We start from the raw sequence: 21,936 nt of genomic DNA on the forward strand, positions 1-21,936 counted from the left end.
CGGAACATTGGGACTACGCTGTGTAATTGTTTCCGCTGTTGTTCTTAATTGCAATTGGATGAATCTATGCACAGAGTGATTGATGACGGCGAATGTTCTATTCCGTCCAGAAGCAATAGAGGCTGCTAGTGCTCAGCGTTTGGGCGTCGTATTGATCCACCAGCCTTGGGGCTATCGAGTTGCAGGAGGGTTGGCCGGTGTCTTGATTATTCTGATCCTTGCGTTTGGCTACTTCGGTACCTACACACGGAAGGCGACGGTCAGCGGCCTACTGATGCCAGAGCAAGGCATGTTTCGCTTGACGGCCAGCAGTGCGGGACTGCTGGCCAACGTAAAAGTTGTTGAAGGGCAACAGGTAAAGGCTGGAGAAGTGCTTTTCGTGGTTTCCGGCGAGCGCCTCTCCAATGCAGGAGGAGCCCAGAAGCTCATTTCCAAACAACTCCGCGAGCGCTTGCAATTGTTGGAGCGTAACCGTGCTGTTGCAAACGACCGGCTCGCAGAGCAAGGGCGCATGGCCGAGGATCGCCTCGCAGTTATTGCTCAGGAGCTACGTCAGTTCCAGGAAGAAATCCGTCTTCTAGCGCGCCGTAGGGAGCTGGCACACGCTCAGATGCAGCGACAGCAAACGCTGGTAAAAGCTGGTTTCATTTCGATTGCCCAGCTTCAGCAGGCCGAAGCAGAGCACCTGATGATCGAAGGGCAGCAACAAAGTACACAGCGTGCTCGAAACAGCCTTGATCGTGAACGCACAGTGTTGCAGGCGCAACGCCAGGACATCGTGTTAAGGCATTTGGCAGAAATATCGGATGTCGACAAAAGCATCGCGCTGGTTAGGCAAGAGCAGGCTGAAAACGATGCGCGTGAAGAGCAGATATTCGTTGCGCCGTTTGACGGTACTGTTACTGGGTTGAATGTACAGGCAGGTCAGCATGTTGCATCAGGGAGTTTGCTCGCCAGTTTGATTCCGGTCGGAACTGTGTTGACGGCTCATCTCTATGTCGAGTCCCGGCGTGCCGGATTTATTGAGGTAGGTCAAGCCGTATTAATGAGGTATTCCGCATATCCGTACCAGAAATTTGGAATGGGGCGCGGAAAGGTAATCGGTCTTACGAAAAGTCCTTACGCGGCTTCAGAGTTACCTCTCCATGTTGTCAGTGCGGTCGGAATTGGAGGTGGTGTGACGACGCTCTACTATCGGGTAGTGGTTGAACTGGATTCTCAGAGTGTAGACGTTTACGGACGGCATCAACCTTTGCAAGTAGGTATGTTGCTGGAGGGGGATGTGAAACAGGACACCCGGCGTCTCTATGAGTTTGCACTTGAGCCGATTTATTCGGTGATAGGGAAGCGCCGCGGATAGGGCGCGGCGCATCTCTCGATGCACTCAAAGCGGTATGGTAACAGTTAAGTTGATAATGAGGTGTTGTTCGCCAGCGTGTGTCTTATGTTTTTATGGGGGGCAATGGCTACTATGTATGTGAAGAGAATATTAACATTTGATAGGTTTATGGTTGTGTATAAGGTACTGCTCGGAGGGCTCGTGTTGGCTAGCGCTGGCTTGACAATCTTGTCCGTATTTCAAGGGAGTTGTCGAGAGGCGTTAGATTTGTTTAAAAGCTTGACTATATATTCGTTTTTTCTGTGGTACGGTTTTAATGTGCGCCAAATAGAGGCTTGGGTTTCTGAAGATATAAAGTGATGTTTTTAGATGCGGAGTTGCCGGTGCAAATCAGTGAGGAGGCTATTAGTGTTTTCAGATTTAATTTTACCTGCGCGGGTTGTCGTGTGGTTTTGATTGATTTTTTATGTTTTGTTTTTGTGTTTCTGTGTGCGTTTGGTGCTTTATTTGGGCTGCGATTCGTATTCGGTTGGAAATTTGGCCTGAGGGATTTTGGAGTGTTTCTTCAGTTGTTACTGCTTTCTGGGATTTTGGGTCGTGTACTACGGGAAGCTATTGTTGGGTGGTAAGCTAATTTCTTATATTTCTAGGCTGGAGTGAATAAAGTGCGTGAGTTATCTATTGGTGATGTCGAGTTGATTTCTGGTGGGGTTGGGCCTGTTGGGGCTGCTCTAGGAGGCGTTGCGGGTGGGGCTCAATATATAGGGTACAGCGCAGTTAGAGGAGATGGTGGTTTTACTGGTTTAGTTGGAAGTGTTGTGGCCGGGGCTGCATTGGGGTTTGTAGCGGGGCCTGCCGGTCTGTCGGCGATGCAGGCTGGGGCGGCGGCAATAGTAAGTGGGCAGGCAGGTGTGTACTCTGGAATGGCAGGAGGATATATCCATAATGCGCTTGACTCGGCAGGAACTGACTACAATGTAGATGGATGCAACTACAATTAAATATATTTATGGTCGAGTGTGGGGGTTTAGGGTTTTTAGGGTTATTTAAATTAATGGCAGAGGGTAAGGTGATGTCTAGTGCTGGATTTCTGTCGTGGGGTAAGTGTTCAAAAAAAATTGAGCAGTTGTTTTATAATAAATTAATGGTCATTTCCGGTTGGGGGGCGGGACTAGGAGTGCTTTTTTCACTTTTCAGTCATCGAGTCAGTATTTCCTCTGGTGCCTTTATGTTGTTGGATGGTGCCCTGGCATTATCTACAGCTGTGTTCTTTTTGTTGTTGGTTTATGCCTTCGCTACTTTTATTTCTATTCCCGTTGAGAGGTTGGAGGCTGGTGGTTTACGTATCTATCCAGTAGGCCGATCTAGGCGGGTTGTTGGGGTGGGGGTTTCTTTATTTATGATGCTGAGTGGCTTGCTTTTGCTTGGCTATTGTCAAGGTAACAAGGATGTTACAAAAACGGCAGTGGTATTAGGTGGGCAAGTGTTCGGCGTTGGTTTTATATTTTGTTGTGTTGGTGTAGTGCAACTTCTGCGGAGGGGGAGTAATGAGAATTCTTGAAGTTAGAGAGCTATGTTTTATTGGGGGTGGAGATGGCGGTGCCGGTCAAGCTGCAGCCGCTGGTGTGGGAGGTGCTGTTGGGGGCGCCGCAGGGAAAGCTGCCGGAGGTGTTGCAGGTGGTTACTTGGGCGGGTTTGTGGGATCGGTGTTTGGCCCACTTGGGACGGTTGGAGGTGCTGTTGCAGGTAGGGCTGCTGGACAGTTTGTTGGCGGCGCGGTGGGCGCAGGGCTAGGAGGCTATGGCGCTTCGGAGGCCTACGAGAAAGCTGGAACCAATTACTCAGGGAATGACAGTGACGGCACCGGCTATAACTAAGTTTCCTGACGGTTGAAGGTGCAGTGAATGAGTATTGATTTTAAGATTTCGGCATCAGATTTTATTGAGCATTACCAGGAGAAAAAGCCACTGTTGTTGAAGAAAGCTGTATCTGTTGAGTATTGTTCTTGGAGAGATGCTAACGAAATTATGCAGTGGAGCAATGTGGGGTCCAGTGATTTCAAGCTTGCTCTGGGCGGGGTGCTGCCAAAGCATGAGTATGTGGAAAGCTATATGGATATCGGCACGCTCCGTCATAGACTCATCAAGCCAGCGGTCTACGACTATCTGCGCAAGGGCGCTACGCTGATCGCCAACAAGATAAGCAATCACCCGGTCATCAATCGCTATGCGCGACAGATTTCCGACTTTACCGGGCGGCAGGTAGTTAGCAGTGCGTATGCCGCGTTCGGAACCGAGGATTCTTTTCGCTGCCATTGGGATACCCGTGATGTATTCGCCATTCAACTGATCGGGCGAAAACGGTGGACGGTATATGAGCCCTCGCTGATATCACCTCTGTATACCCAGCAGAGTAAGGACTATGAACAACAGCACCCATGTCCTGTGCAGCCTTACATGGACTTCATCCTTGAAGCAGGCGATGTGTTCTATTTACCTCGAGGTTGGTGGCATAACCCGCTGCCCGTGGGGGAGCCGACGTTTCACTTGGCACTGGGGACCTTTCCTGCTTTCACGATGGACTATTTGAGCTGGATGCTGAAGCAACTGCCCGCGTTCGTGGGGGCGCGACAATCGCTTGTCGGCTGGGAGAGTGACCGAAACAACCTGGCTGCAGTCGCTCGCTGCATCAGTAGCTTTGTTGCGGAGCCTGATAATTATCGTACTTTTATGGATGAGTTTGTTGGTGCGACGCGTGTGGAGTCAAGCCTGGCAATGGAAATGCTGGGCGATCCGAATTGCCCTGTGGTACCGGATGACGCGAGAGTCAGACTGTGTGCCAGTAGGCCGTACGGTCTTGCAGACAACTATGTGATTGCCAACGGCACCAAGCTGAAGTTGGACGAGCAAGGTGGGCGTTTGATCAATCACATTGCGCATCAACCGGGCATCAGCTTGGGAACCTTATGTGCGGATTTTCCGGAATTGGATGCCGTTGCGTTGCGTAAGCTGATTACCGGTCTGTGCCGTCAGGATGTGCTGGAGTTAACGCCTTATTGACCGCGCACTGCCGCCTCGGGGTATATCGATTCATGAGAGTAACATTGCAAGCAGAAAGTTCGGAGTGTGGCCTGGCTTGTTTGGTCATGGTGGCCGGGTTTCACGGTCTGTACCTTGATTTGATGAATATGCGCCGGCGCTTTTCGGTCTCGATCAAGGGTATCAGCCTGACTCAATTAATACAGTACGCAGAACATCTGGAATTTTCCTGTCGGCCGTTGCGTCTTGAATTAGACGATATGTCAAAACTCCGGACGCCTTGTATTTTGCATTGGAATATGAATCATTTTGTTGTGTTGGAGCGGGTTCGCGACCGATGCGTCTATATCCTCGATCCGGCGGTGGGTTGTCGAAAACTCACCCTGGCTGAAATCAGTACTCACTTTACTGGCGTAGCGCTTGAGTTGATCCCAACCGCCAAGTTTCGTCCGACACGACACAAAGCTCGTATCAGATTGACCGAGCTGACCGGGCGGATGACCGGTTTCAAACGAGCATTGGGCAATATCTTTCTACTCGCCCTGGCACTTGAGCTGGTTGCCTTGACGGTACCTCAAGTTACGCAGTGGGTCGTCGACGTAGCGTTAGTCTCTGCTGATTATGATCTGCTGCTATTGGCGGTCTTGGGTGGCTGCTGGTTGATGGCAACCGACTTTATCTTGCGTATGGGCCAGGGTTGGATGGCGCTGCGCTTGAACCAGCAATTGATGCTGCAATGGACGGCAAACCTGTTCAGTCATCTGTTGCGATTGCCATGGCCCTTTTTCGAGAAACGACAACTCGGGGATATCTCCGCGCGCTTCCAGTCGCTGGGCGCGATTCGGAATGTACTGACCAATGGTGCTATCACCGCAGTACTTGACGGGCTGGTAGTACTGATTACCTTGGGCATGATGTGGCTCTATAGCTCAAGCTTGGCGGGAATCGTTCTGGTCGCGCTGGTCTTGTATGCCTCGTTGCGGATGATTTTTTACCGGCCTCTACGCAATGCTTCAGAGGAACGTATTGTTCTGGCGGCCAGAGAAAATTCCTATTTTCTGGAGACAATCCGCGCCGCCTTGCCGCTCAAACTGTTCAACGTCACTTCACTACGCCTGGCGACCTGGCAAAACCTGGTTGTGGATGTGCAGAACCGGGACGTAACCACCCAGAAAATGCAACTGACTTTCGCCTGCTTCAATACCTTGATCTTCGGTCTGGAGGGCATGTTGTTGCTGTACGTCGGCGGCACGCTCGTGCTGGGTGGCGGGATGTCGCTCGGGATGTTGTTGGCGTTCATTGCATACAAGAGCCAATTCACCGCGCGTGCGAGTAAGTTAATCGACCTCGGCGTCGAGCTTCGAATGCTTTCACTGCATGCCGAACGTTTGGCTGATATTGCGCTTGAGCAGACGGAGCCACAAAGTCTGGTGGAAACCGACGTGAGTCGGCTCGAGCCTCGAATTGAGTTCAGAGGCGTATCTTTCCGCTATGCCGAAGGTGAGCCCTGGATTCTACGAAGCTTGTCGATTGTCATTGAGGCGGGAGACTCCGTGGCAATTGTGGGGCGTTCGGGGTGTGGCAAAACGACGATGTTCAAGCTCATGATCGGCATACTCAGCCCCACTGAGGGGGAGATTCTGGTTGGCGGCATACCCCTCCGGCAATTGGGGTTGCCGGTATTACGCAGCCTGGTGGGGGCAGTTATGCAGGAGGATCATCTGCTGGCAGGTTCGTTATCAGAAAACATTGCATGCTTCGACCCAGAAGCGAGCCAGAGTCGGGTAGAGGAAGTCGCGCGGCAAGCCAATATTCATCAGGCTATTGTGCGCATGCCTATGGGTTACCAGACCCTGGTCGCTGAAATGGGCACTGGCCTTTCGGGTGGGCAGAAACAACGTGTGCTGTTGGCGCGAGCGTTGTATCGACAGCCGAAGATCCTGGCACTGGACGAGGCCACCAGTCACCTGGACATTCACAGTGAGCAGCATGTTGTGCGGGCCTTGCATGGAATGGCGGCTACACGCATCGCCATCGCTCATCGCCGCGAAACTGTCGCTCTGGCAAAACGACTGATCTGTCTGGAAAAGGGAGAAGTTGCCGAGGACGTCCGTCTGGATCAACTGCCATGAGGTGGCTCCAGTGGTTCTGTGTATCTCTAGCCATTATCACTCCGCAGGGCGCAGCACGGGCCGACGAGTTGATGAGGCACTACCGGAATGCGCTGGCGTACGACGCTCAGTTTTCCGCAGCTCGGGCTTTGAGTCAGGCGCGGGATGAGGAGCCGGCTCTTGCGCTTTCGGCTCTGCTTCCGAGCATTTCTCTGGATGCGCAAGTCAATTGGAGTCAAGCCTGGAGTCAGACCGCTGACGCTAGTCTTAAGCATCGTCGGCAGACGAATAGCTATGGAGTCCAGCTCCGGCAGCCAGTTTTTCGTTGGCAGAGTTGGGTGCAGTATCAGCAAGGGCAACAACAGCAGGCCCTTGGGCGTTTGCAACTTGGGGTTGCTGCTCAGGCGCTGATAGTGCGTGTGGCGAAAGCCTATTTTGATGTGCTGAGTGCCAATGAGGTGCTTGGGGTGCTGAGTCGGCAGCGTGAAGTGGACGCCGAGCAACTGGCTGGAGCAAAAAAGCAATTCGAGTTGGGCGGCGTCAGTATTGCTGATGTGCATGAGGCGCGGGCCAGTTTTGATCTTGTATCCGCGCGCCTTGTCGCAGCCCGGAGTGCGCTTGGCCTGGCTTGTCATGAGTTGAGTCGGATCACGGGGGTTCCAGTGGGGGCGTTGCGTGGAGGCGCGAGCCGGCTGGGACCGGTGCGGCTGTTGCCTGCAGAGGCCGATGTCTGGGTAGTCTCTGCCATGCGAAACAGCCTTGAGGTCCAGGTGCAGGAAGTGCTTGTGGCTGTGGCGAAGTATGAAGTTCAGAGCCGCAAAGCCGAGCACTTGCCGTCTGTTGATCTGGTCGCAAGTAAAAATGTACAGCAAGCCCCCAATGCCGGCATCGAGCGAGGTGGTGCGGCTAACATCGGTCTGCGTATGAGTATGCCGCTCTACGCTGGAGGTGGGACCAGCGCCGGTGTGCGCAAGGCCAAGGCGCTGGCGGCTAGAGCCGAGTATGAGCTTGAAGATGCGAGGAGAGCGGCCGCGTCACTGGCGCGTGAGGCCTGGGCCGGGGTGATTGATGGAAACGAGCAGGTGAGGGCGTTGGAGGCTGCGAAAATATCAGCAGAGTCGGCGCTTGCGGCCAACCAGCTCGGCTACAAGGTCGGGGTGCGCACAGGAAGGGATGTGTTGGAAATGCAAAGTCAGTACAGCGAAACGCTTCAGCGGTTGTCTAGCGCTCGTTTTGGGACATTGCTGGCGCAGCTGCGTCTGAAGGCCGCCGTGGGGGCCTTGAGTGAGGCCGACCTGGCCGAGGTAAGCGGCCTGTTGTTTCAAAAAACTTGAAAGGTAATTGGGGCAGAAACGAAAAAAAGCGCTTTCGGGGGAGGGGGGGAACTGAATTGGTGTCCAGAAGAAGACTCGAATTTCCACGACTTCACGGCCATGCATGGAGAGAGCTTCCACCTGATTCACCATCTGTTTCGTGCCATTTCGTATTGGAAGCTCAAGAAAGCTCATCGGATCCTGTTGATGTCGCGAATGCGGGGTTTTGCGTATTTTTTGTTGTACCGTCGATGTGGGCTGGAATTTTATCGAACGACAAAGCAGCGACAGGGGGCGTTATCAATGCAAGCTAACTTCAGGAAAGGCATCCTCTTTGCACTCTCTGCTGCTGCGCTGAACGCAACAATCGGCGTGCTCAGTAAAGTGCTCATGAGCAATGGATTTACAGCCAGTAGTGTTGCCGTTATCAAGACTGTCCTGGGTTGCCTGTTGCTTTCGGTCTTGTTGCTGTTTCTCAAGCGCCAGGCGACGCCGGCCAAATGGACCCAGGCGGCGATCTGCGCGTTTCTCGGCATCTTCGTATTGTTCCATTTCGAGACCTCGGCCTATCAGCATTATGCGGCGGCGGGTGTAGTGGTGGTGCTGATGGCCAGTGCTTCCATCTCGTCAATCCTGCTTGGGCGAATGTTCCTCAAGGATGCCATCACCGCGAATGCAACCGTGGGTGCGACACTGGCCATCGCCGGGATTGCGGTGATCTTCGGAGTAGATTTGCAGCAGGGGTTCACCCTGCAAGGTGCTACGCTCGCGTCCATTGCCGGATGCGGCTACGGGGCATTTTCAGTCGCGATGAAGCGGATGAGGGTGTCCGGGGGACTGCACTTCACCCGCCAGCTACTGTTCTTCGGAAGCCTGTATTTGCTGATGCCGGCCGCGGCCGATGGTTTCGTGATCGGTGAGCTGTCGTTGATGGCAATTGCTGCACTTTTGGCGCTGGCTGCGCTGCCGACCATCCTCGGCTTCTTTTGCACCACGAAGGCTATCGAGTATCTCAAGCCATCTCAGGTGCAGGCGTTGGAGCTGACCGAGCCGCTGTTCGCCGCGTTGCTGGCGTTCATGGTGCTCAATGAAGTGCCACAAGAAAGCCTGTACGCGGGGGCGGCACTGATCATCGTCGGATTGTGTTTTTCCAATGAGCTGATTTGCTTGAGCAGGAAAACGCCAGTGGCCTCGAGCGAGTGAAGGCGAGATCAGTCGCTGCTTGGGTTGGCTGGCGTGGAAAACGCAAACGCCAGAAACGAAAAAACCCGCTTTCGCGGGTTTTATCTGAATTGGTGCCCAGAAGAAGACTCGAACTTCCACGACCGTAAGGTCACCAGCACCTGAAGCTGGCGTGTCTACCAATTTCACCATCTGGGCAAAATGAAGCGGTGTAGCTTGTAGCAAAAACAGTGTAGCGTGTTGTAGCGTGTTGCAGTAAATCTCAGAAGCCAGAGGCTGTTCTAAGATTTGAAATTGGTGCCCAGAAGAAGACTCGAACTTCCACGACCGTAAGGTCACCAGCACCTGAAGCTGGCGTGTCTACCAATTTCACCATCTGGGCATTTCGCTGAGGAACATGATGCTTCACATCCTGCTGCTTCTCAACTATAACGACGGTGTCCGTCGCTGTGGTGCGCACTATACGGATGCGCCTGGGGGCTGTAAACCCCCGTTCAGAAAAAATCTTAAAAAATTCAAGTCGTTGTTCCTTATGATGGTTTTGGCAGCATCCAGGGGGCTGCGACAGGGCTGTCCAAGCCTGAAATTTCCGGTTTCAATACGCCTATGCCAAACTAACCCTTATATAGACAAGGTGAACCCCTCCTAATGGCCGATTGGCAGTCCCTCGATCCCGAGGCCGCTCGTGAAGCGGAAAAATACGAAAACCCTATTCCTAGCCGTGAGCTGATCCTCCAGCGTCTGGACGAGCGCGGCTCGCCGGCTGCTCGCGAGCAGTTGGTCGAAGAGTTCGGCCTGACCACCGAAGACCAGATCGAAGCCCTGCGCCGCCGCCTGCGCGCGATGGAGCGTGACGGCCAGCTGATTTATACCCGGCGCGGCACCTATGCCCCGGTAGACAAGCTCGACCTGATCCTCGGCCGCATTTCCGGCCACCGCGACGGTTTCGGCTTCCTGGTCCCGGATGACGGCAGCGACGATCTGTTCCTGAGCCCGGCGCAAATGCGCCTGGTGTTCGATGGCGACCGCGCCCTGGCCCGGGTTTCCGGCCTGGATCGTCGTGGCCGCCGTGAAGGCGTGGTGGTCGAAGTGATCTCCCGGGCTCACGAAAGCATCGTCGGTCGCTACTTCGAAGAAGGCGGCATCGGCTTTGTCACCCCCGACAACCCCAAGGTCCAGCAGGAAGTGCTGATCACCCCGGGCCGTAATGGCGGTGCCCGGGTCGGTCAGTTCGTCGAGGTCAAGATCACCCACTGGCCGACCCCGCGCTTCCAGCCTCAGGGCGATGTCACCGAAGTGATCGGCAACTACATGGCTCCGGGCATGGAAATCGACGTTGCCCTGCGCAGCTACGATATTCCGCATGTCTGGCCAGAAGCCGTGATCAAGGAAGCCCGCAAGCTCAAGCCGGAAGTCGAAGAGAAAGACAAAGAGCATCGCATCGACCTGCGCCATCTGCCGTTCGTCACCATCGACGGTGAAGATGCCCGTGACTTCGACGATGCGGTGTATTGCGAGAGCCTGGGCAAATTGCGCCTGTTCTCCGGTGGCTGGCGCCTGTACGTGGCCATTGCCGATGTCTCCAGCTACGTGCGTCTGGGCTCTGCCCTGGATGCCGAAGCCCAGGTGCGCGGCAACTCGGTGTATTTCCCCGAGCGCGTGGTACCGATGCTTCCCGAAGAGCTGTCCAACGGCCTGTGCTCGCTGAACCCGCACGTCGACCGTTTGGCGATGGTCTGTGAAATGACCATCAACAAGTCCGGACAGATGGTCGATTACCAGTTCTACGAAGCGGTGATCCACTCCCATGCGCGCCTGACCTACAACAAGGTCAGCAGCATGCTCGAACACGCCCGTACCCGCGAGGGCAAGGCCCTGCGTGAGCAGTACAGCGAAGTGGTGCCGGACCTCAAGCAGCTTTATGCGCTGTACAAGGTGCTGCTGGCGGCTCGTCATACCCGCGGCGCGATCGACTTCGAGACCCAGGAAACCCGGATCATCTTCGGTTCCGAGCGCAAGATCGCCGAAATCCGCCCGACTGTGCGCAACGATGCCCACAAGCTGATCGAGGAGTGCATGCTGGCGGCCAACGTGGCAACCGCCGAGTTCCTCAAGAAGCACGAAATCCCTGCCTTGTACCGTGTTCACGACGGTCCGCCGCCGGAGCGCCTGGAAAAACTGCGCGCCTTCCTCGGTGAGCTGGGCCTGTCCCTGCACAAGGGCAAGGATGGTCCGTCGCCGAAGGATTACCAGGCACTGTTGGCGAGTATCGCCGACCGTCCGGATTTCCACCTGATCCAGACCGTAATGCTGCGTTCCCTGAGCCAGGCGGTGTACAGCGCCGACAACAACGGCCACTTCGGCCTGAACTACGAGGCATATACCCACTTCACTTCGCCGATCCGTCGCTACCCGGACCTGCTGACCCACCGGGCCATCCGCAGCGTGATCCGTTCGCGCCAGGAAACCCCGCACGTCAAGCGTGCCGGTGCGATGAGCATCCCCAAGGCGCGCATCTATCCGTACGACGAGGCGACCCTGGAGCAGCTCGGCGAGCAGTGCTCGATGAGCGAGCGGCGTGCCGACGAGGCCACCCGCGACGTGGTCAACTGGCTCAAGTGCGAGTACATGAAAGACCGCGTCGGCGAGAGCTTCCCGGGTGTGATCACTGCGGTGACCGGTTTTGGCCTGTTCGTCGAACTGACCGACATCTACGTCGAAGGCATGGTGCATGTCAGTGCCTTGCCGGGTGATTACTATCACTTCGACCCTGTGCACCACCGCCTGGCCGGTGAGCGTACCGGGCGCAGCTTCCGCCTGGGCGACACCGTCGAAGTGCGGGTGATGCGCGTCGATCTGGAGCAGCGCAAAATCGATTTCGAGATGGCCGAGAACACCCTCAAGGCGCCGATTGGCCGCAAGCAGCGTGGCGAAGGCGTGCGTCCACAAGACGGCAAGCCGGTACCGGTGCTCGACAAGGCTGAAGTGACCAAGGCTGCAGAGCCTGCGCGCCGCAGCAAGAAGAACGAAACCGCCGAAGCCTATTTCCCCTCCCACGCCGCGGCGAAAAACGCCGAAGTGCGCAAGAGCCGGGAGATGAAGAAGGCCTTGATGTCCGATGCCAAGCACGCAGGCGGCAAACCTGCGGCCAAGTCGGGCAAGTCGGAAAAACCGAGCAAGCACCGTAAAGGGCCGCCCAAAGCCGGCTCTGCGTCACGTAAACCCAAGGCCAAGTCATGAGTCAGTTGGAAAAGATCTACGGCGTGCATGCCGTGGAAGCCCTGTTGCGTCATCACCCCAAGCGGGTCAAGCAGATCTGGTTGTCCGAAGGACGCAGCGAGCCGCGCCTGCAGCCACTGCTGGAGCTGGCCGCACAGAACCGTGTGGCGGTCGGTCAGGCCGAGCGCCGCGAGATGGATGCCTGGGTTGAAGGCGTGCACCAGGGCGTGGTGGCTGAAGTCAGCCCGAGCCAGGTCTGGGGTGAGGCGATGCTCGAAGAGCTGCTTGATCGCACCGAAGGCGCACCGCTGATCCTGGTACTCGACGGCGTCACCGACCCGCACAACCTCGGCGCTTGTCTGCGCACCGCCGATGCGGCCGGTGCCCTGGCGGTGGTGGTGCCCAAGGACAAATCGGCGACCCTGACCCCGGCGGTACGTAAAGTGGCCTGCGGCGCAGCCGAAGTCATCCCGCTGGTGGCGGTGACCAACCTGGCGCGGACCCTGGAGAAACTCCAGCAACGTGGCCTGTGGGTGGTCGGCACTGCTGGCGAGGCCGAGCAGGAGTTGTACCAGCAGGACCTGACCGGGCCGACCATCCTGATCATGGGCGCCGAAGGCAAGGGCATGCGCCGCTTGACCCGCGAGCACTGTGATTTTCTGGTCAAATTGCCGATGGCCGGTAGTGTCAGCAGCCTGAACGTGTCGGTGGCAACGGGCGTGTGCCTGTTCGAGGCCGTTCGTCAGCGGCAGGCCAAAGCCAAGCCTTGATGCATTCGCGGGGCAATCCCGCTCCCACAGGGTCAACACGATCCCTGTGGGAGCGGGATTGCCCCGCGATGCATTTGTAACTGTTCAATAATTCACCAATGACCTTGCTTGTCCTTCGGCGCTTCTCTACAATTGCGCCCCTTGCCGTGTTGGCAGGCGTTCACGCGCCTTTTCCCGGGGCAAGACATACAAGTGTCATTCACTCCTTGTCTGACCACCCTGGTGGCAGACTACAACCCGTAAGGAGCATTCATGCGTCATTACGAAATCATCTTTCTGGTCCACCCTGACCAGAGCGAGCAAGTCGGCGGCATGGTTGAGCGTTACACCAAGCTGATCGAAGAAGACGGCGGCAAAATCCACCGTCTGGAAGACTGGGGCCGTCGTCAACTGGCCTACGCAATCAACAATGTTCACAAGGCTCACTACGTGATGCTGAACGTTGAGTGCACCGGCAAGGCCCTGGCCGAGCTGGAAGACAACTTCCGCTACAACGATGCCGTGATCCGTAACCTGGTCATCCGTCGCGACGAAGCCGTTACCGGCCAGTCCGAGATGCTCAAGGCTGAAGAGAACCGCAGTGAGCGCCGTGAGCGTCGCGACCGTCCTGAGCATGCTGAAGGCGCCGATGGCGACGACAGCAATGACAGCGACAACAGCGATAACGCTGACGAGTAATCCACGGACCTTTTGAGGAGCCTATTACATGGCACGTTTCTTCCGTCGTCGTAAATTCTGCCGCTTCACTGCTGAAGAAGTGAAAGAGATCGATTACAAAGATCTCAACACCCTGAAAGCTTACGTATCCGAAACCGGCAAAATCGTTCCAAGCCGTATCACCGGTACCAAAGCTCGTTATCAGCGTCAGCTGGCTACCGCTATCAAGCGCGCCCGCTTCCTGGCCCTGCTGGCCTACACCGACAGCCACGGCCGCTGAGACCGGGTCGTCGACAAGTAGCAAAGGATAGAATGCATGCGCGCCTTGGCTGATTTCATCATGCGCGGTCGCGTGCAAGCCACCCTCGTGGTGGTGGGTTGTGCGGCATTGCCGCTGTTGTTCTGGTTGAGTGCCGCCGCCGGGAGCCTGGTGTTCCTGCGGCGCGGTTTCAAGGATGCCTCCGGTGTCCTCGCCTGGGCGTTGTTGCCGGCGTTGGCCTGGTGGTTCTTCGGTGAGCCGCGCACCTTGATGGTGTTGCTGGGTACGCTGGGTCTGGCTGCGCTGTTGCGCGCCGGGCAGTCCTGGAACCGGGTGCTGTTGTTCAGCATCGGCATGGGCCTGGTGTATGGGGTTGTACTGGGGTCGGTGTTCCGCGAACCGATTGAAGCTCTGGCTGGAGCGCTTGAAAAAGCCCTGCCGCAGATGCTCGACGGTCTCTACCAACAGTTATCGGTAGAGGAGCGGGCCCGCCTGGGTAGCCTTATCGCACCCGTGCTTGTAGGCCTGATAGCGGCGTTGTTGCAAGCCGTCAGTGTGTTGGCCCTGATGTTGGGTCGTTACTGGCAGGCGTTGTTGTATAACCCGGGTGGTTTTGGTCGCGAGTTTCAAGCGGTCAGGCTCCCCCTGGCGCCGGCGCTGGTGCTGGTGGTGCTCATGCTGGTGGGGCCGAATTTTGGTCCTGAACTGGCGATGTTGACGCCGCTGTGCAGCGTACCGCTGATGTTTGCAGGGCTTGCCCTGATGCATGGGCTGGTGGCGCAAGGTCGATTGGCCAAGTTCTGGCTGGTCGGGTTGTATGTGACGCTGCTGCTGTTCATGCAGCTGACTTATCCGTTGCTCGTGGTCCTGGCCATTGTCGACAGCCTGATTGATTTTCGCGGTCGCAAGGCGCCTCCAAAGGGTGCCGATAACGATTCCGCGAACGGTGAAGGTTAAAAGTTAAGAGGTTAATACCAAATGGAACTGATCCTGCTGGAAAAAGTCGCCAACCTGGGCAACCTGGGCGATAAGGTAAATGTTAAGGCCGGTTACGGTCGTAACTTCCTGCTGCCATTCGGCAAAGCCACCGCTGCGACCGCTGCCAACCTGGCTGCGTTCGAAGAGCGTCGTGCTGAGCTGGAAAAACTGGCTGCAGAGAAAAAAGCGTCGGCTGAAACTCGCGCTGCCCAACTGGCTGAGCTGGAAGTGACCATCACTGCCACCGCCGGTGACGAAGGCAAGCTGTTCGGTTCGATCGGCACCCACGACATCGCTGATGCCCTGACCGCCTCCGGCGTTGAAGTGGCCAAGGCTGAAGTTCGTCTGCCGAACGGCACCATCCGTAACGTCGGCGAATACGACGTTGCCGTGCACCTGCACAGCGACGTTGAAGCCACCGTTCGCGTGGTTGTTGTCGCAGCCTAAGCTGTACCTATCGGCTGGCACCTTGAGTGCCAGCCGGTTAACATCGGGCACGATCCTGCTTTGCAGGTCGTGCCCTTTGTTTTTTTCATCACCCTGATTCCTGCGTGGCCATGAACGAGATATCCGCCCCCGAGCAATATGATCTGCAAACCGCTGCCCTGAAGGTGCCGCCGCATTCCATCGAGGCCGAACAGGCCGTGCTCGGTGGCTTGATGCTGGACAACAACGCCTGGGAGCGCGTGCTCGATCAAGTTTCGGACGGCGATTTCTATCGGCATGACCACCGCCTGATCTTCCGCGCCATTCACAAGCTCGCCGACCTGAACGCCCCGTTCGACGTGGTGACCCTGCACGAGCAACTGGACAAGGAAGGCGTGAGCTCGCAAATCGGCGGCTTGGGCTACCTGGGCGAGTTGGCCAAGAACACCCCATCGGTGGCCAACATCAAAGCTTATGCTGCGATCATCCGCGAGCGGGCGACCTTGCGTCAGCTGATCAGCATCAGCAGCGAGATCGCCGACAGTGCCTTCAACCCCCAGGGGCGCAATGCTGCGGAGATCCTTGATGAGGCCGAGCGGCAGATCTTCCAGATCGCCGAAGCGCGGCCGAAAACCGGTGGGCCGGTGGGCGTCAACGACCTGCTGACCAAAGCCATCGACCGCATCGACACGCTGTTCAATACCGACAGCGCGATCACCGGCCTGTCCACCGGCTACACCGACCTCGACGAGAAGACCAGCGGCCTGCAGCCTGCCGACCTGATCATCGTCGCCGGTCGTCCATCGATGGGTAAGACCACCTTCGCCATGAACCTGGTGGAGAACGCGGTACTGCGCAGCGACAAGGCGGTGCTGGTGTACTCGCTGGAGATGCCAGGCGAATCGCTGATCATGCGTATGCTCTCTTCGCTTGGTCGCATCGACCAGACCAAGGTGCGTTCCGGTCAGCTTGAAGACGATGACTGGCCACGCCTGACCTCGGCGGTCAACCTGCTCAACGACCGCAAGCTGTTCATCGACGATACTGCCGGCATCAGCCCCTCGGAGATGCGTGCGCGCACCCGGCGCCTGGTGCGCGAGCACGGCGAGGTCGGCCTGATCATGATCGACTACCTGCAGCTGATGCAGATCCCGGGCTCCAGCGGTGATAACCGGACCAACGAGATTTCCGAGATCTCCCGCTCGCTCAAGGCCCTGGCCAAAGAGTTCAACTGCCCGGTCGTGGCCCTGTCACAGCTCAACCGCTCCCTCGAACAGCGACCGAACAAGCGCCCGGTGAACTCCGACTTGCGCGAATCCGGTGCGATCGAGCAGGACGCCGACGTGATCATGTTTGTCTACCGCGACGAGGTGTACCACCCGGAGACCGAACACAAAGGCATTGCCGAGATCATCATCGGCAAACAGCGGAACGGCCCGATCGGCTTTATCCGCCTGGCCTTCATCGGCAAGTACACGCGCTTCGAAAACCTGGCGCCGGGTAGCTATAACTTTGACGATGACGAGTAGGTAACGACCGCCTCATGGCGACGGTCGTTGTCATCGCAGGTACTATCAAGCGGTACCGGCCAGTCTAAACAGCTCGCCAGCGCTGGTGCGGTCGATGGTTTCACGCCAGATCGGCGTTATCGTTGTCCCCGCTTGCTCCTGGCCCGTCTGCTGAGATTGCCCCTGGGTGTCCTGATCGAGGCGCTTGAGGTGACCCCCTTTCAAGCCAAAGTCCAGGATGCGGCTGTCGCTCTTGGGGTAGTGAAAGTGCGCTGTCCAGAGTTTCTGATCCGTGCCCTTGTCGTAGATGTAATAGACATCTAGAAAACTCTTGCTCGCCCCTTTGCCTATGCGCTTGCGTTCGACTTCGCGTTTTACCCTGACCTCGTCGTTATCGATCAGGTAGCGCAGGCGCGGTACGCTGAGCACGTTCGTGTCCTTGTAGCCGCTGATCAGCAGCACTTTGGCTTGCGTCAGCAGTTCGACGCTTTTGGTTTCGAGTTGAGTGACCAGGGAGCCGTTGTCAGTTTGGCTGTCCTGTTTCAAGATGTCCGTCTGCTCTTGCAACTGGGCTGCCTTGCGTTCCAGGAACTCATACACATTGATAGGCAGTTGTTTCTTTCTGATCATTTCTTTGGCCTGGACAAGGGCACTGGCAGATTGCTGCAACAGCGTGCTGGCCTGTTGGCGGGCAGCTGAGTAGTCGGAGGTCGCTGGAACCGTTTTGGATGATGCAGTCCATTGATTATTGTGCTTGCTGTACGTCTGAACGATCTCACCGGTGTCCGGCTGCTTCACCCTGACCTGATCCTGTGCATCGGGATTCACTTCGGCAGTCACCCGGACTCCACCTTGTGGGCGGTTGAGGCGAATGACCTTTCTGGTAGAGCGTGCAGGCGGCACAGGGCCGGTTTGCGCAGGAATAAAGTCGAAGTCGATGTCTTCATTGCCGCGATTGAGTGCATCGGCTTCCGAAATGGAGTCAAACAGCGTGGCTATTCGCTCATCGGCAAGGCCCAGGTAATATTGCACCTGCTCGATGACTTCTTTCAGATGAGACTTGTCGCTTTCAAGGGAGAGACTTTCGCTCTGGTTCTGTAGTTGCTCAAGTTGGGCCTCCAGGGCCAACTGGGTGTCCTCCAGCAGGGGCAGGCGGTGTTCGCGTGGAACCTTAGAGGCCTCATCAAGAGCAATTACAGCGAGGCGTATTTGAGGATCGATTTTTTGAAATATGGGCTGCAAAAAGTAGGGGGCGGAAGGGTCAACAGTGTCACTGACGTACAGCAGACTGAGGCGAAAGAAGATGCCGGCATACCGTAGATAGTAGCTGACGGGCGGTTTGTGAGTCTCATAGTCGTCGAGGTGTTCTTGCTGTTTCTCGAGCGCCGCTTGTGCGCCCTCGTCGTGCTGGTATTGTTTGAGATTGGCAAGCTCTTCCTTGAATGCTGCGATCGACTGTTCGGCTTTTTCGGCATAGGGCAGTTTGTACTTGATTGTACTGATGTTTTCCCGACTCAAACGCCGAATGTTTAAAGGGTTTGAGAGCGGATCAAAGTCACCCAGACCGCTGACTCTTTCGTTAAGCTTGACTTGTTCTATCGTCGTTTGTGCGTAAAGTGCCGAGGCATGAAGCATCAAGGTGGTTGCGCGGTCGCTGAAGAAGTCCACGCGTGTCGTGATGTTCTTTGCCAGTAGTGGCGCATGTTTCTTGTAGAGTTGTAAGTTCTGTTCCAAGAGGTTGGTCTTCCTCTCGTTCAGGCCAATCAAGCGCTCCAGGACGCTGTGGATTTCAGGACCAAGAACCGGGTTGGTGTGTGAGTCGACCTGAGCATTCAAGTTAGTGATCAGGTCTTCCAGGACGACGATCTGCCGACCGTTGCTTGCAAGCTCCATCATTGCCTTGAGTATTTTGGCCTGGGTCTTCGCGTCAGCCCGCTTCATCCCTCCGGCGCCCGCAACGACGAGACCGACCCATTGGTCGTCGAAATTACGAATGACCGCTTCGCTGCGACCCGGGCGGCTGGCTACATAACGGTTCGATTCATCTTGCGCCACCGCGTCAGCGGGACGGACTATGCGCCAGACAGCGCGCTGAGGTGTCGAGGCGCCCTCATCCTTGAGCACCTGGTAAGCCTGCCCGTCATGCAGGATGTAGCGCTTGCCGTCCTGTCGATAGACCCCATCGTTGTTGATGCTGTTGGCCCTGATAGTCACAACGCTGTTGAACCCGGCAAGGCGTTTGCTGCTCAGGGTATAGGTGGTGTCATGGCTCAGCAGTCCAGGCCATAGCCGCGGATGCCTGCTGATGACATCAACCAGGTCCTTGGCCAGCCCTTTACTGTCCTGTATCGAATAGCCGAGCTTGTTGCGTTGGGTATTGTCCAGGGCCCGGAGCATGGCCGACACCAGGCTGTTCTGGTCTGGATAGGGTTGCACCACCGCCTCGCTACGCAGGTCGTAGGCGGTGTAGCTATTGTCCGTTTTGACCAGTTCGATAAAGCGTTGTGCCGACTCATCGCCATACTGCGCCAGTACCTTTTCACCTTTTCTGATGCCACTGTCACTGCGAATGCCGTTAAAGACCTTTATGCCAAGGGATTCAGCCCAGTTCGGCAGCGCGCTGAGCCAATGGGCGAAGACGGATTCAGTGTCATGGCCCATACCACGATCGTTGGCATCTTCCAGGCTGGTCAATGCTTGCCGCGTGCGGCTTTGCGTACGGATCTCGGTGATTCGGTCAAGCTGCTCCGAGGGGAACACGGTCGAAGGGTCGAATGTATTCTGCGGATATTCACGCACCACCTGGACGGCAGCGCTGTGGGTCAGGTCGGGGAAGTGTTGCAGCAGGTTGTTCAGCGTTGCTTGTGAATCGTTGCTTGGCGGCGCCGTGCGAGAGAAGGGATAGGCGGGCTGTTGCGGGTCCAGTTCGGATCGTGGCCGATCTTCCAGCAAGGCCTGATAGAGTGCCGGTCGTTGGCGCTTGAACTCGGCGCTCAACAGGCTGCGCAAATGATCGACGCGATGCTGGAAATGCCCGTCGAGCGCGAACTCTCCCCGTTTGCCTAGCGTGCCGTCCGGCTGGAGTCGTTCATGCTCTTGCAGCACAGCCGCGATAAGGGGCAGGCTGGTGTCTCGGGGGTCTGCTATGAACGGGTTGTATCGGTTGTTTCCATTGCGGACCAGTACGATATCAGGCACAGAAGGATTGGCCGGCTGATACTGGGCCTGTAGGGTTTTCCTGTCGCTGTCATAGATCCTGATGTTAGCGTCGGCCTTGATCGCCAACAGCGGCGGCAACACCTTGTCGGCCAACGTGGGCAGCGGGCTGGCGTGTTGATCAAGCGCAGTGTCAAGGTCGTCCAGGCGAACGCGTAGCTGCTGTGCGTCCATTGCTTCGCGCAAGGCCCAGGGAGCATCTTGTTCGCCAGCCCAGATTGCATTGAGCGTTTTACGCGTGGTGTCGGTGATCACTAACAGCCGCTGCAATTGGCTGTCTGTCATAGCGGGTAGCTCTGGGGAACGCATCTTGTTCAGTAACTGTGTATCACTGAGTGAGTCAACATTGCTGGTCGTTGTCGATGCTGGTGCGGAACGGGTCCAAGCCAACGTGGTAGTCCCGGCGTTATCTGTTGCCAAGCGTGGATTGCGCAATGCCTTGATCAGGTTGCGCGTACGCAGTGCCGATACTTTCCCGCCAAGCCCTTGAAGGGCTGCGGATATGGCCAGGTCAAAGATGTCGGCCATGGCCTGAACGAACTCGCTGCGCCCGCCTTGGGACAGGGCCACGCTGGCGACGAAGGTCTGATAGCCCAAAGCTCCGAGTGACGCTGTCATCATCAGTGTGCTAAGGCCGGTGACTCCGCCTGGTGCAGGAATCAGCAACAGATCAACGACTTCGCTGATAATCGAACTCGCACCTTTGACCCAGGTGTCATGGTCAAGATCAGAGACCGGTTGATAGTCTTTCAAGGCATCGCTGTAGAACCTCAGGGCTCCATTTTTGTAAATGGCAGTGCTCAGCGCGTCGAACGAGGTGCTCAGTTGGATATCCAGCCGCGAACCTTGGGGGCTGTCATCACCCAATAGCTGGAAAAGTTGATGGGAGAGCCAAGACAGTTGTGTGGTGTCGACCTGTGGCGTTTTCAGAAAGCGTTGGAGTTTGAGCTGATCACGGACCGCCAGTTTCCTGAGAAACCAGGGAATATGCGAGTTCGTAGACGTTGTCCGCAGGCTGATACGAGCCGACTCCAGCGCGCTGGCAATTGAACCGTGCCGCTTGATCTCTCCTTCCGGGCGCCCGGGTAAATAGCTGAAGGTTGGCGTATCTGGCAGATGGGTGATTTGGCGGATGAACAAGTCAAGGGCGGCGCGTTCGCTACCAAAGGTTAACGAATAGGTGGACCAGGGGGTGTCTGGGTTCGTGGTGTTGGTGTTCAGGTGGTTGTATTCGGCCAGATTGATTTCACCCTGGCGCAAGGCCTCAAGCAATGCCAGCTTCAGGCTTGCCGTCTGGTAGGCGATCAATTGCGGTTTGATATCGTTGTTGAAGTGTTGTTCGAAGAACGTAAGGAATTTTCCACCCAGGTCCACTTCGCGAACCAGGTCAACAAAGTCCTGGGAGGTTAGCGCCTTAGCGCCTGAGGGAATATCGGGTTCAAGAATGCTTGAGTTCTGGTGGAATCTGTCACTGGAGCCAGGTGACCAGCGGCTTCCTTGGTGGAAACCGAAGTTCTTCCGGGCGGCATCCCACAGGCGCATTTCGACGGTTTGATAGTGGACGCTGAATGTGTTCTCACTCGGTGTCTCGATTTGCGTCAGCAGTTTGCTGCTGAAAAGATCCACAGGTCTGCCCAGGTGGTTTTCCAACGCCAGTGACAAGTGCGATATGGCATGCGTGTCGACTCGCTGAATGAACTGACGCATGGCCTGGCCCAGCGCCTCCTTGAGGTCAGGTGCCTCGAGACACAAGTCCGCGTACATTTTCTTGAGGTCGGGCGTCAAGGTCGCCAAGGCGCTTTGTGTCTGTTGGATAATCCAATGCAGGGTCTGGCTATCGTTGCTGGCCTGTGCCGACTGGATGAAGTCATCACTGCGGCCGACAAGGGTTGAGGCTCGTGGGGATGGCATGTAAAAGCG

At 56.4% G+C, this 21,936-nt stretch carries 15 protein-coding genes and 2 tRNA genes; 14 read left to right on the forward strand and 3 right to left on the reverse strand.

The window, feature by feature from the left end:
* Positions 1 to 82 precede the first annotated feature (82 nt).
* From EXN22_RS04050 to EXN22_RS04085, 7 genes are all read left to right on the forward strand, one after another.
* Positions 83 to 1,360, forward strand: coding sequence for an HlyD family secretion protein (locus EXN22_RS04050; protein ID WP_130262864.1), 1,278 nt, complete (start codon positions 83 to 85; stop codon positions 1,358 to 1,360).
* 964 nt (positions 1,361 to 2,324) lie between these two features.
* Positions 2,325 to 2,900, forward strand: a complete 576-nt coding sequence (locus tag EXN22_RS04055; RefSeq protein ID WP_130262865.1) for a hypothetical protein — start codon at positions 2,325 to 2,327, stop codon at positions 2,898 to 2,900.
* Entirely contained in the window at positions 2,897 to 3,133 is a 237-nt protein-coding gene (locus tag EXN22_RS04060; RefSeq protein WP_130262866.1) for a hypothetical protein, read from the forward strand. Before EXN22_RS04055 ends, EXN22_RS04060 begins: the two co-directional genes overlap by 4 nt.
* A 110-nt stretch (positions 3,134 to 3,243) precedes the next feature.
* Positions 3,244 to 4,398, forward strand: a complete 1,155-nt coding sequence (locus EXN22_RS04065; RefSeq protein ID WP_130262867.1) for a JmjC domain-containing protein — start codon at positions 3,244 to 3,246, stop codon at positions 4,396 to 4,398.
* A 44-nt stretch (positions 4,399 to 4,442) separates the two neighbouring features.
* Positions 4,443 to 6,509: a peptidase domain-containing ABC transporter gene (locus EXN22_RS04070; RefSeq protein WP_233281678.1), complete on the forward strand. Its 2,067-nt coding sequence runs from the start codon at positions 4,443 to 4,445 to the stop codon at positions 6,507 to 6,509.
* Between the two features lie 71 nt (positions 6,510 to 6,580).
* On the forward strand, positions 6,581 to 7,822 hold the full coding sequence (locus tag EXN22_RS04075; protein WP_233281714.1) for a TolC family outer membrane protein: 1,242 nt from the start codon (positions 6,581 to 6,583) through the stop codon (positions 7,820 to 7,822).
* Positions 7,823 to 8,104: 282 nt separating this feature from the next.
* On the forward strand, positions 8,105 to 9,004 hold the full coding sequence (locus EXN22_RS04085) for a DMT family transporter (protein WP_130262870.1): 900 nt from the start codon (positions 8,105 to 8,107) through the stop codon (positions 9,002 to 9,004).
* Between the two features lie 90 nt (positions 9,005 to 9,094).
* Here the strand turns inward: EXN22_RS04085 and EXN22_RS04090 are convergent.
* Both EXN22_RS04090 and EXN22_RS04095 read right to left on the reverse strand, forming a co-directional pair.
* A tRNA-Leu gene (locus tag EXN22_RS04090) sits at positions 9,095 to 9,181 on the reverse strand.
* Between the two features lie 97 nt (positions 9,182 to 9,278).
* Positions 9,279 to 9,365, reverse strand: a tRNA-Leu gene (locus EXN22_RS04095).
* 266 nt (positions 9,366 to 9,631) lie between these two features.
* Here EXN22_RS04095 and rnr point away from each other — a divergent pair.
* The 7 genes from rnr to dnaB all read left to right on the forward strand — a co-directional run bounded on the left by rnr (position 9,632) and on the right by dnaB (position 16,821).
* Entirely contained in the window at positions 9,632 to 12,223 is a 2,592-nt protein-coding gene (gene rnr / locus EXN22_RS04100) for a ribonuclease R (protein WP_130262871.1), read from the forward strand.
* On the forward strand, positions 12,220 to 12,972 hold the full coding sequence (gene rlmB / locus EXN22_RS04105) for a 23S rRNA (guanosine(2251)-2'-O)-methyltransferase RlmB (RefSeq protein ID WP_130262872.1): 753 nt from the start codon (positions 12,220 to 12,222) through the stop codon (positions 12,970 to 12,972). Before rnr ends, rlmB begins: the two co-directional genes overlap by 4 nt.
* 252 nt (positions 12,973 to 13,224) lie before the next feature.
* Positions 13,225 to 13,650 carry a 30S ribosomal protein S6 gene (gene rpsF / locus EXN22_RS04110; RefSeq protein WP_130262873.1) on the forward strand — a complete coding sequence of 142 codons (426 nt, stop codon included), beginning with the start codon at positions 13,225 to 13,227 and terminating at the stop codon, positions 13,648 to 13,650.
* Between the two features lie 28 nt (positions 13,651 to 13,678).
* On the forward strand, positions 13,679 to 13,909 hold the full coding sequence (rpsR, locus tag EXN22_RS04115; RefSeq protein WP_003171373.1) for a 30S ribosomal protein S18: 231 nt from the start codon (positions 13,679 to 13,681) through the stop codon (positions 13,907 to 13,909).
* 36 nt (positions 13,910 to 13,945) lie between these two features.
* Complete coding sequence (locus tag EXN22_RS04120) at positions 13,946 to 14,845, forward strand: hypothetical protein (protein WP_130262874.1); 900 nt, start codon at positions 13,946 to 13,948, stop codon at positions 14,843 to 14,845.
* Positions 14,846 to 14,866: 21 nt separating this feature from the next.
* Positions 14,867 to 15,313: a 50S ribosomal protein L9 gene (gene rplI, locus EXN22_RS04125; RefSeq protein ID WP_045196876.1), complete on the forward strand. Its 447-nt coding sequence runs from the start codon at positions 14,867 to 14,869 to the stop codon at positions 15,311 to 15,313.
* A gap of 110 nt (positions 15,314 to 15,423) precedes the next feature.
* Entirely contained in the window at positions 15,424 to 16,821 is a 1,398-nt protein-coding gene (dnaB, locus tag EXN22_RS04130) for a replicative DNA helicase (protein ID WP_130262875.1), read from the forward strand.
* 45 nt (positions 16,822 to 16,866) lie between these two features.
* Here dnaB and EXN22_RS04135 read toward each other — a convergent pair whose 3' ends face one another.
* On the reverse strand, positions 16,867 to 21,927 hold the full coding sequence (locus EXN22_RS04135) for a dermonecrotic toxin domain-containing protein (RefSeq protein WP_130262876.1): 5,061 nt from the start codon (positions 21,925 to 21,927) through the stop codon (positions 16,867 to 16,869).
* Between the last annotated feature and the right edge of the window lie 9 nt (positions 21,928 to 21,936).

It is taken from the genome of Pseudomonas tructae (assembly GCF_004214895.1).
In the GTDB taxonomy this organism is placed as follows: domain Bacteria; phylum Pseudomonadota; class Gammaproteobacteria; order Pseudomonadales; family Pseudomonadaceae; genus Aquipseudomonas; species Aquipseudomonas tructae.

Coding starts and splice junctions, on each gene's coding strand:
- EXN22_RS04050 (WP_130262864.1), top strand. CDS start 83: ATGACGGCGAATGTTCTATTCCGTCCAGAAGCAATAGAGGCTGCTAGT.
- EXN22_RS04055 (WP_130262865.1), top strand. CDS start 2,325: ATGCAACTACAATTAAATATATTTATGGTCGAGTGTGGGGGTTTAGGG.
- EXN22_RS04065 (WP_130262867.1), top strand. CDS start 3,244: ATGAGTATTGATTTTAAGATTTCGGCATCAGATTTTATTGAGCATTAC.
- EXN22_RS04075 (WP_233281714.1), top strand. CDS start 6,581: ATGAGGCACTACCGGAATGCGCTGGCGTACGACGCTCAGTTTTCCGCA.
- EXN22_RS04085 (WP_130262870.1), top strand. CDS start 8,105: ATGCAAGCTAACTTCAGGAAAGGCATCCTCTTTGCACTCTCTGCTGCT.
- rnr (WP_130262871.1), top strand. CDS start 9,632: ATGGCCGATTGGCAGTCCCTCGATCCCGAGGCCGCTCGTGAAGCGGAA.
- rlmB (WP_130262872.1), top strand. CDS start 12,220: ATGAGTCAGTTGGAAAAGATCTACGGCGTGCATGCCGTGGAAGCCCTG.
- rpsF (WP_130262873.1), top strand. CDS start 13,225: ATGCGTCATTACGAAATCATCTTTCTGGTCCACCCTGACCAGAGCGAG.
- rpsR (WP_003171373.1), top strand. CDS start 13,679: ATGGCACGTTTCTTCCGTCGTCGTAAATTCTGCCGCTTCACTGCTGAA.
- EXN22_RS04120 (WP_130262874.1), top strand. CDS start 13,946: ATGCGCGCCTTGGCTGATTTCATCATGCGCGGTCGCGTGCAAGCCACC.
- rplI (WP_045196876.1), top strand. CDS start 14,867: ATGGAACTGATCCTGCTGGAAAAAGTCGCCAACCTGGGCAACCTGGGC.
- dnaB (WP_130262875.1), top strand. CDS start 15,424: ATGAACGAGATATCCGCCCCCGAGCAATATGATCTGCAAACCGCTGCC.
- EXN22_RS04135 (WP_130262876.1), bottom strand. CDS start 21,927: ATGCCATCCCCACGAGCCTCAACCCTTGTCGGCCGCAGTGATGACTTC.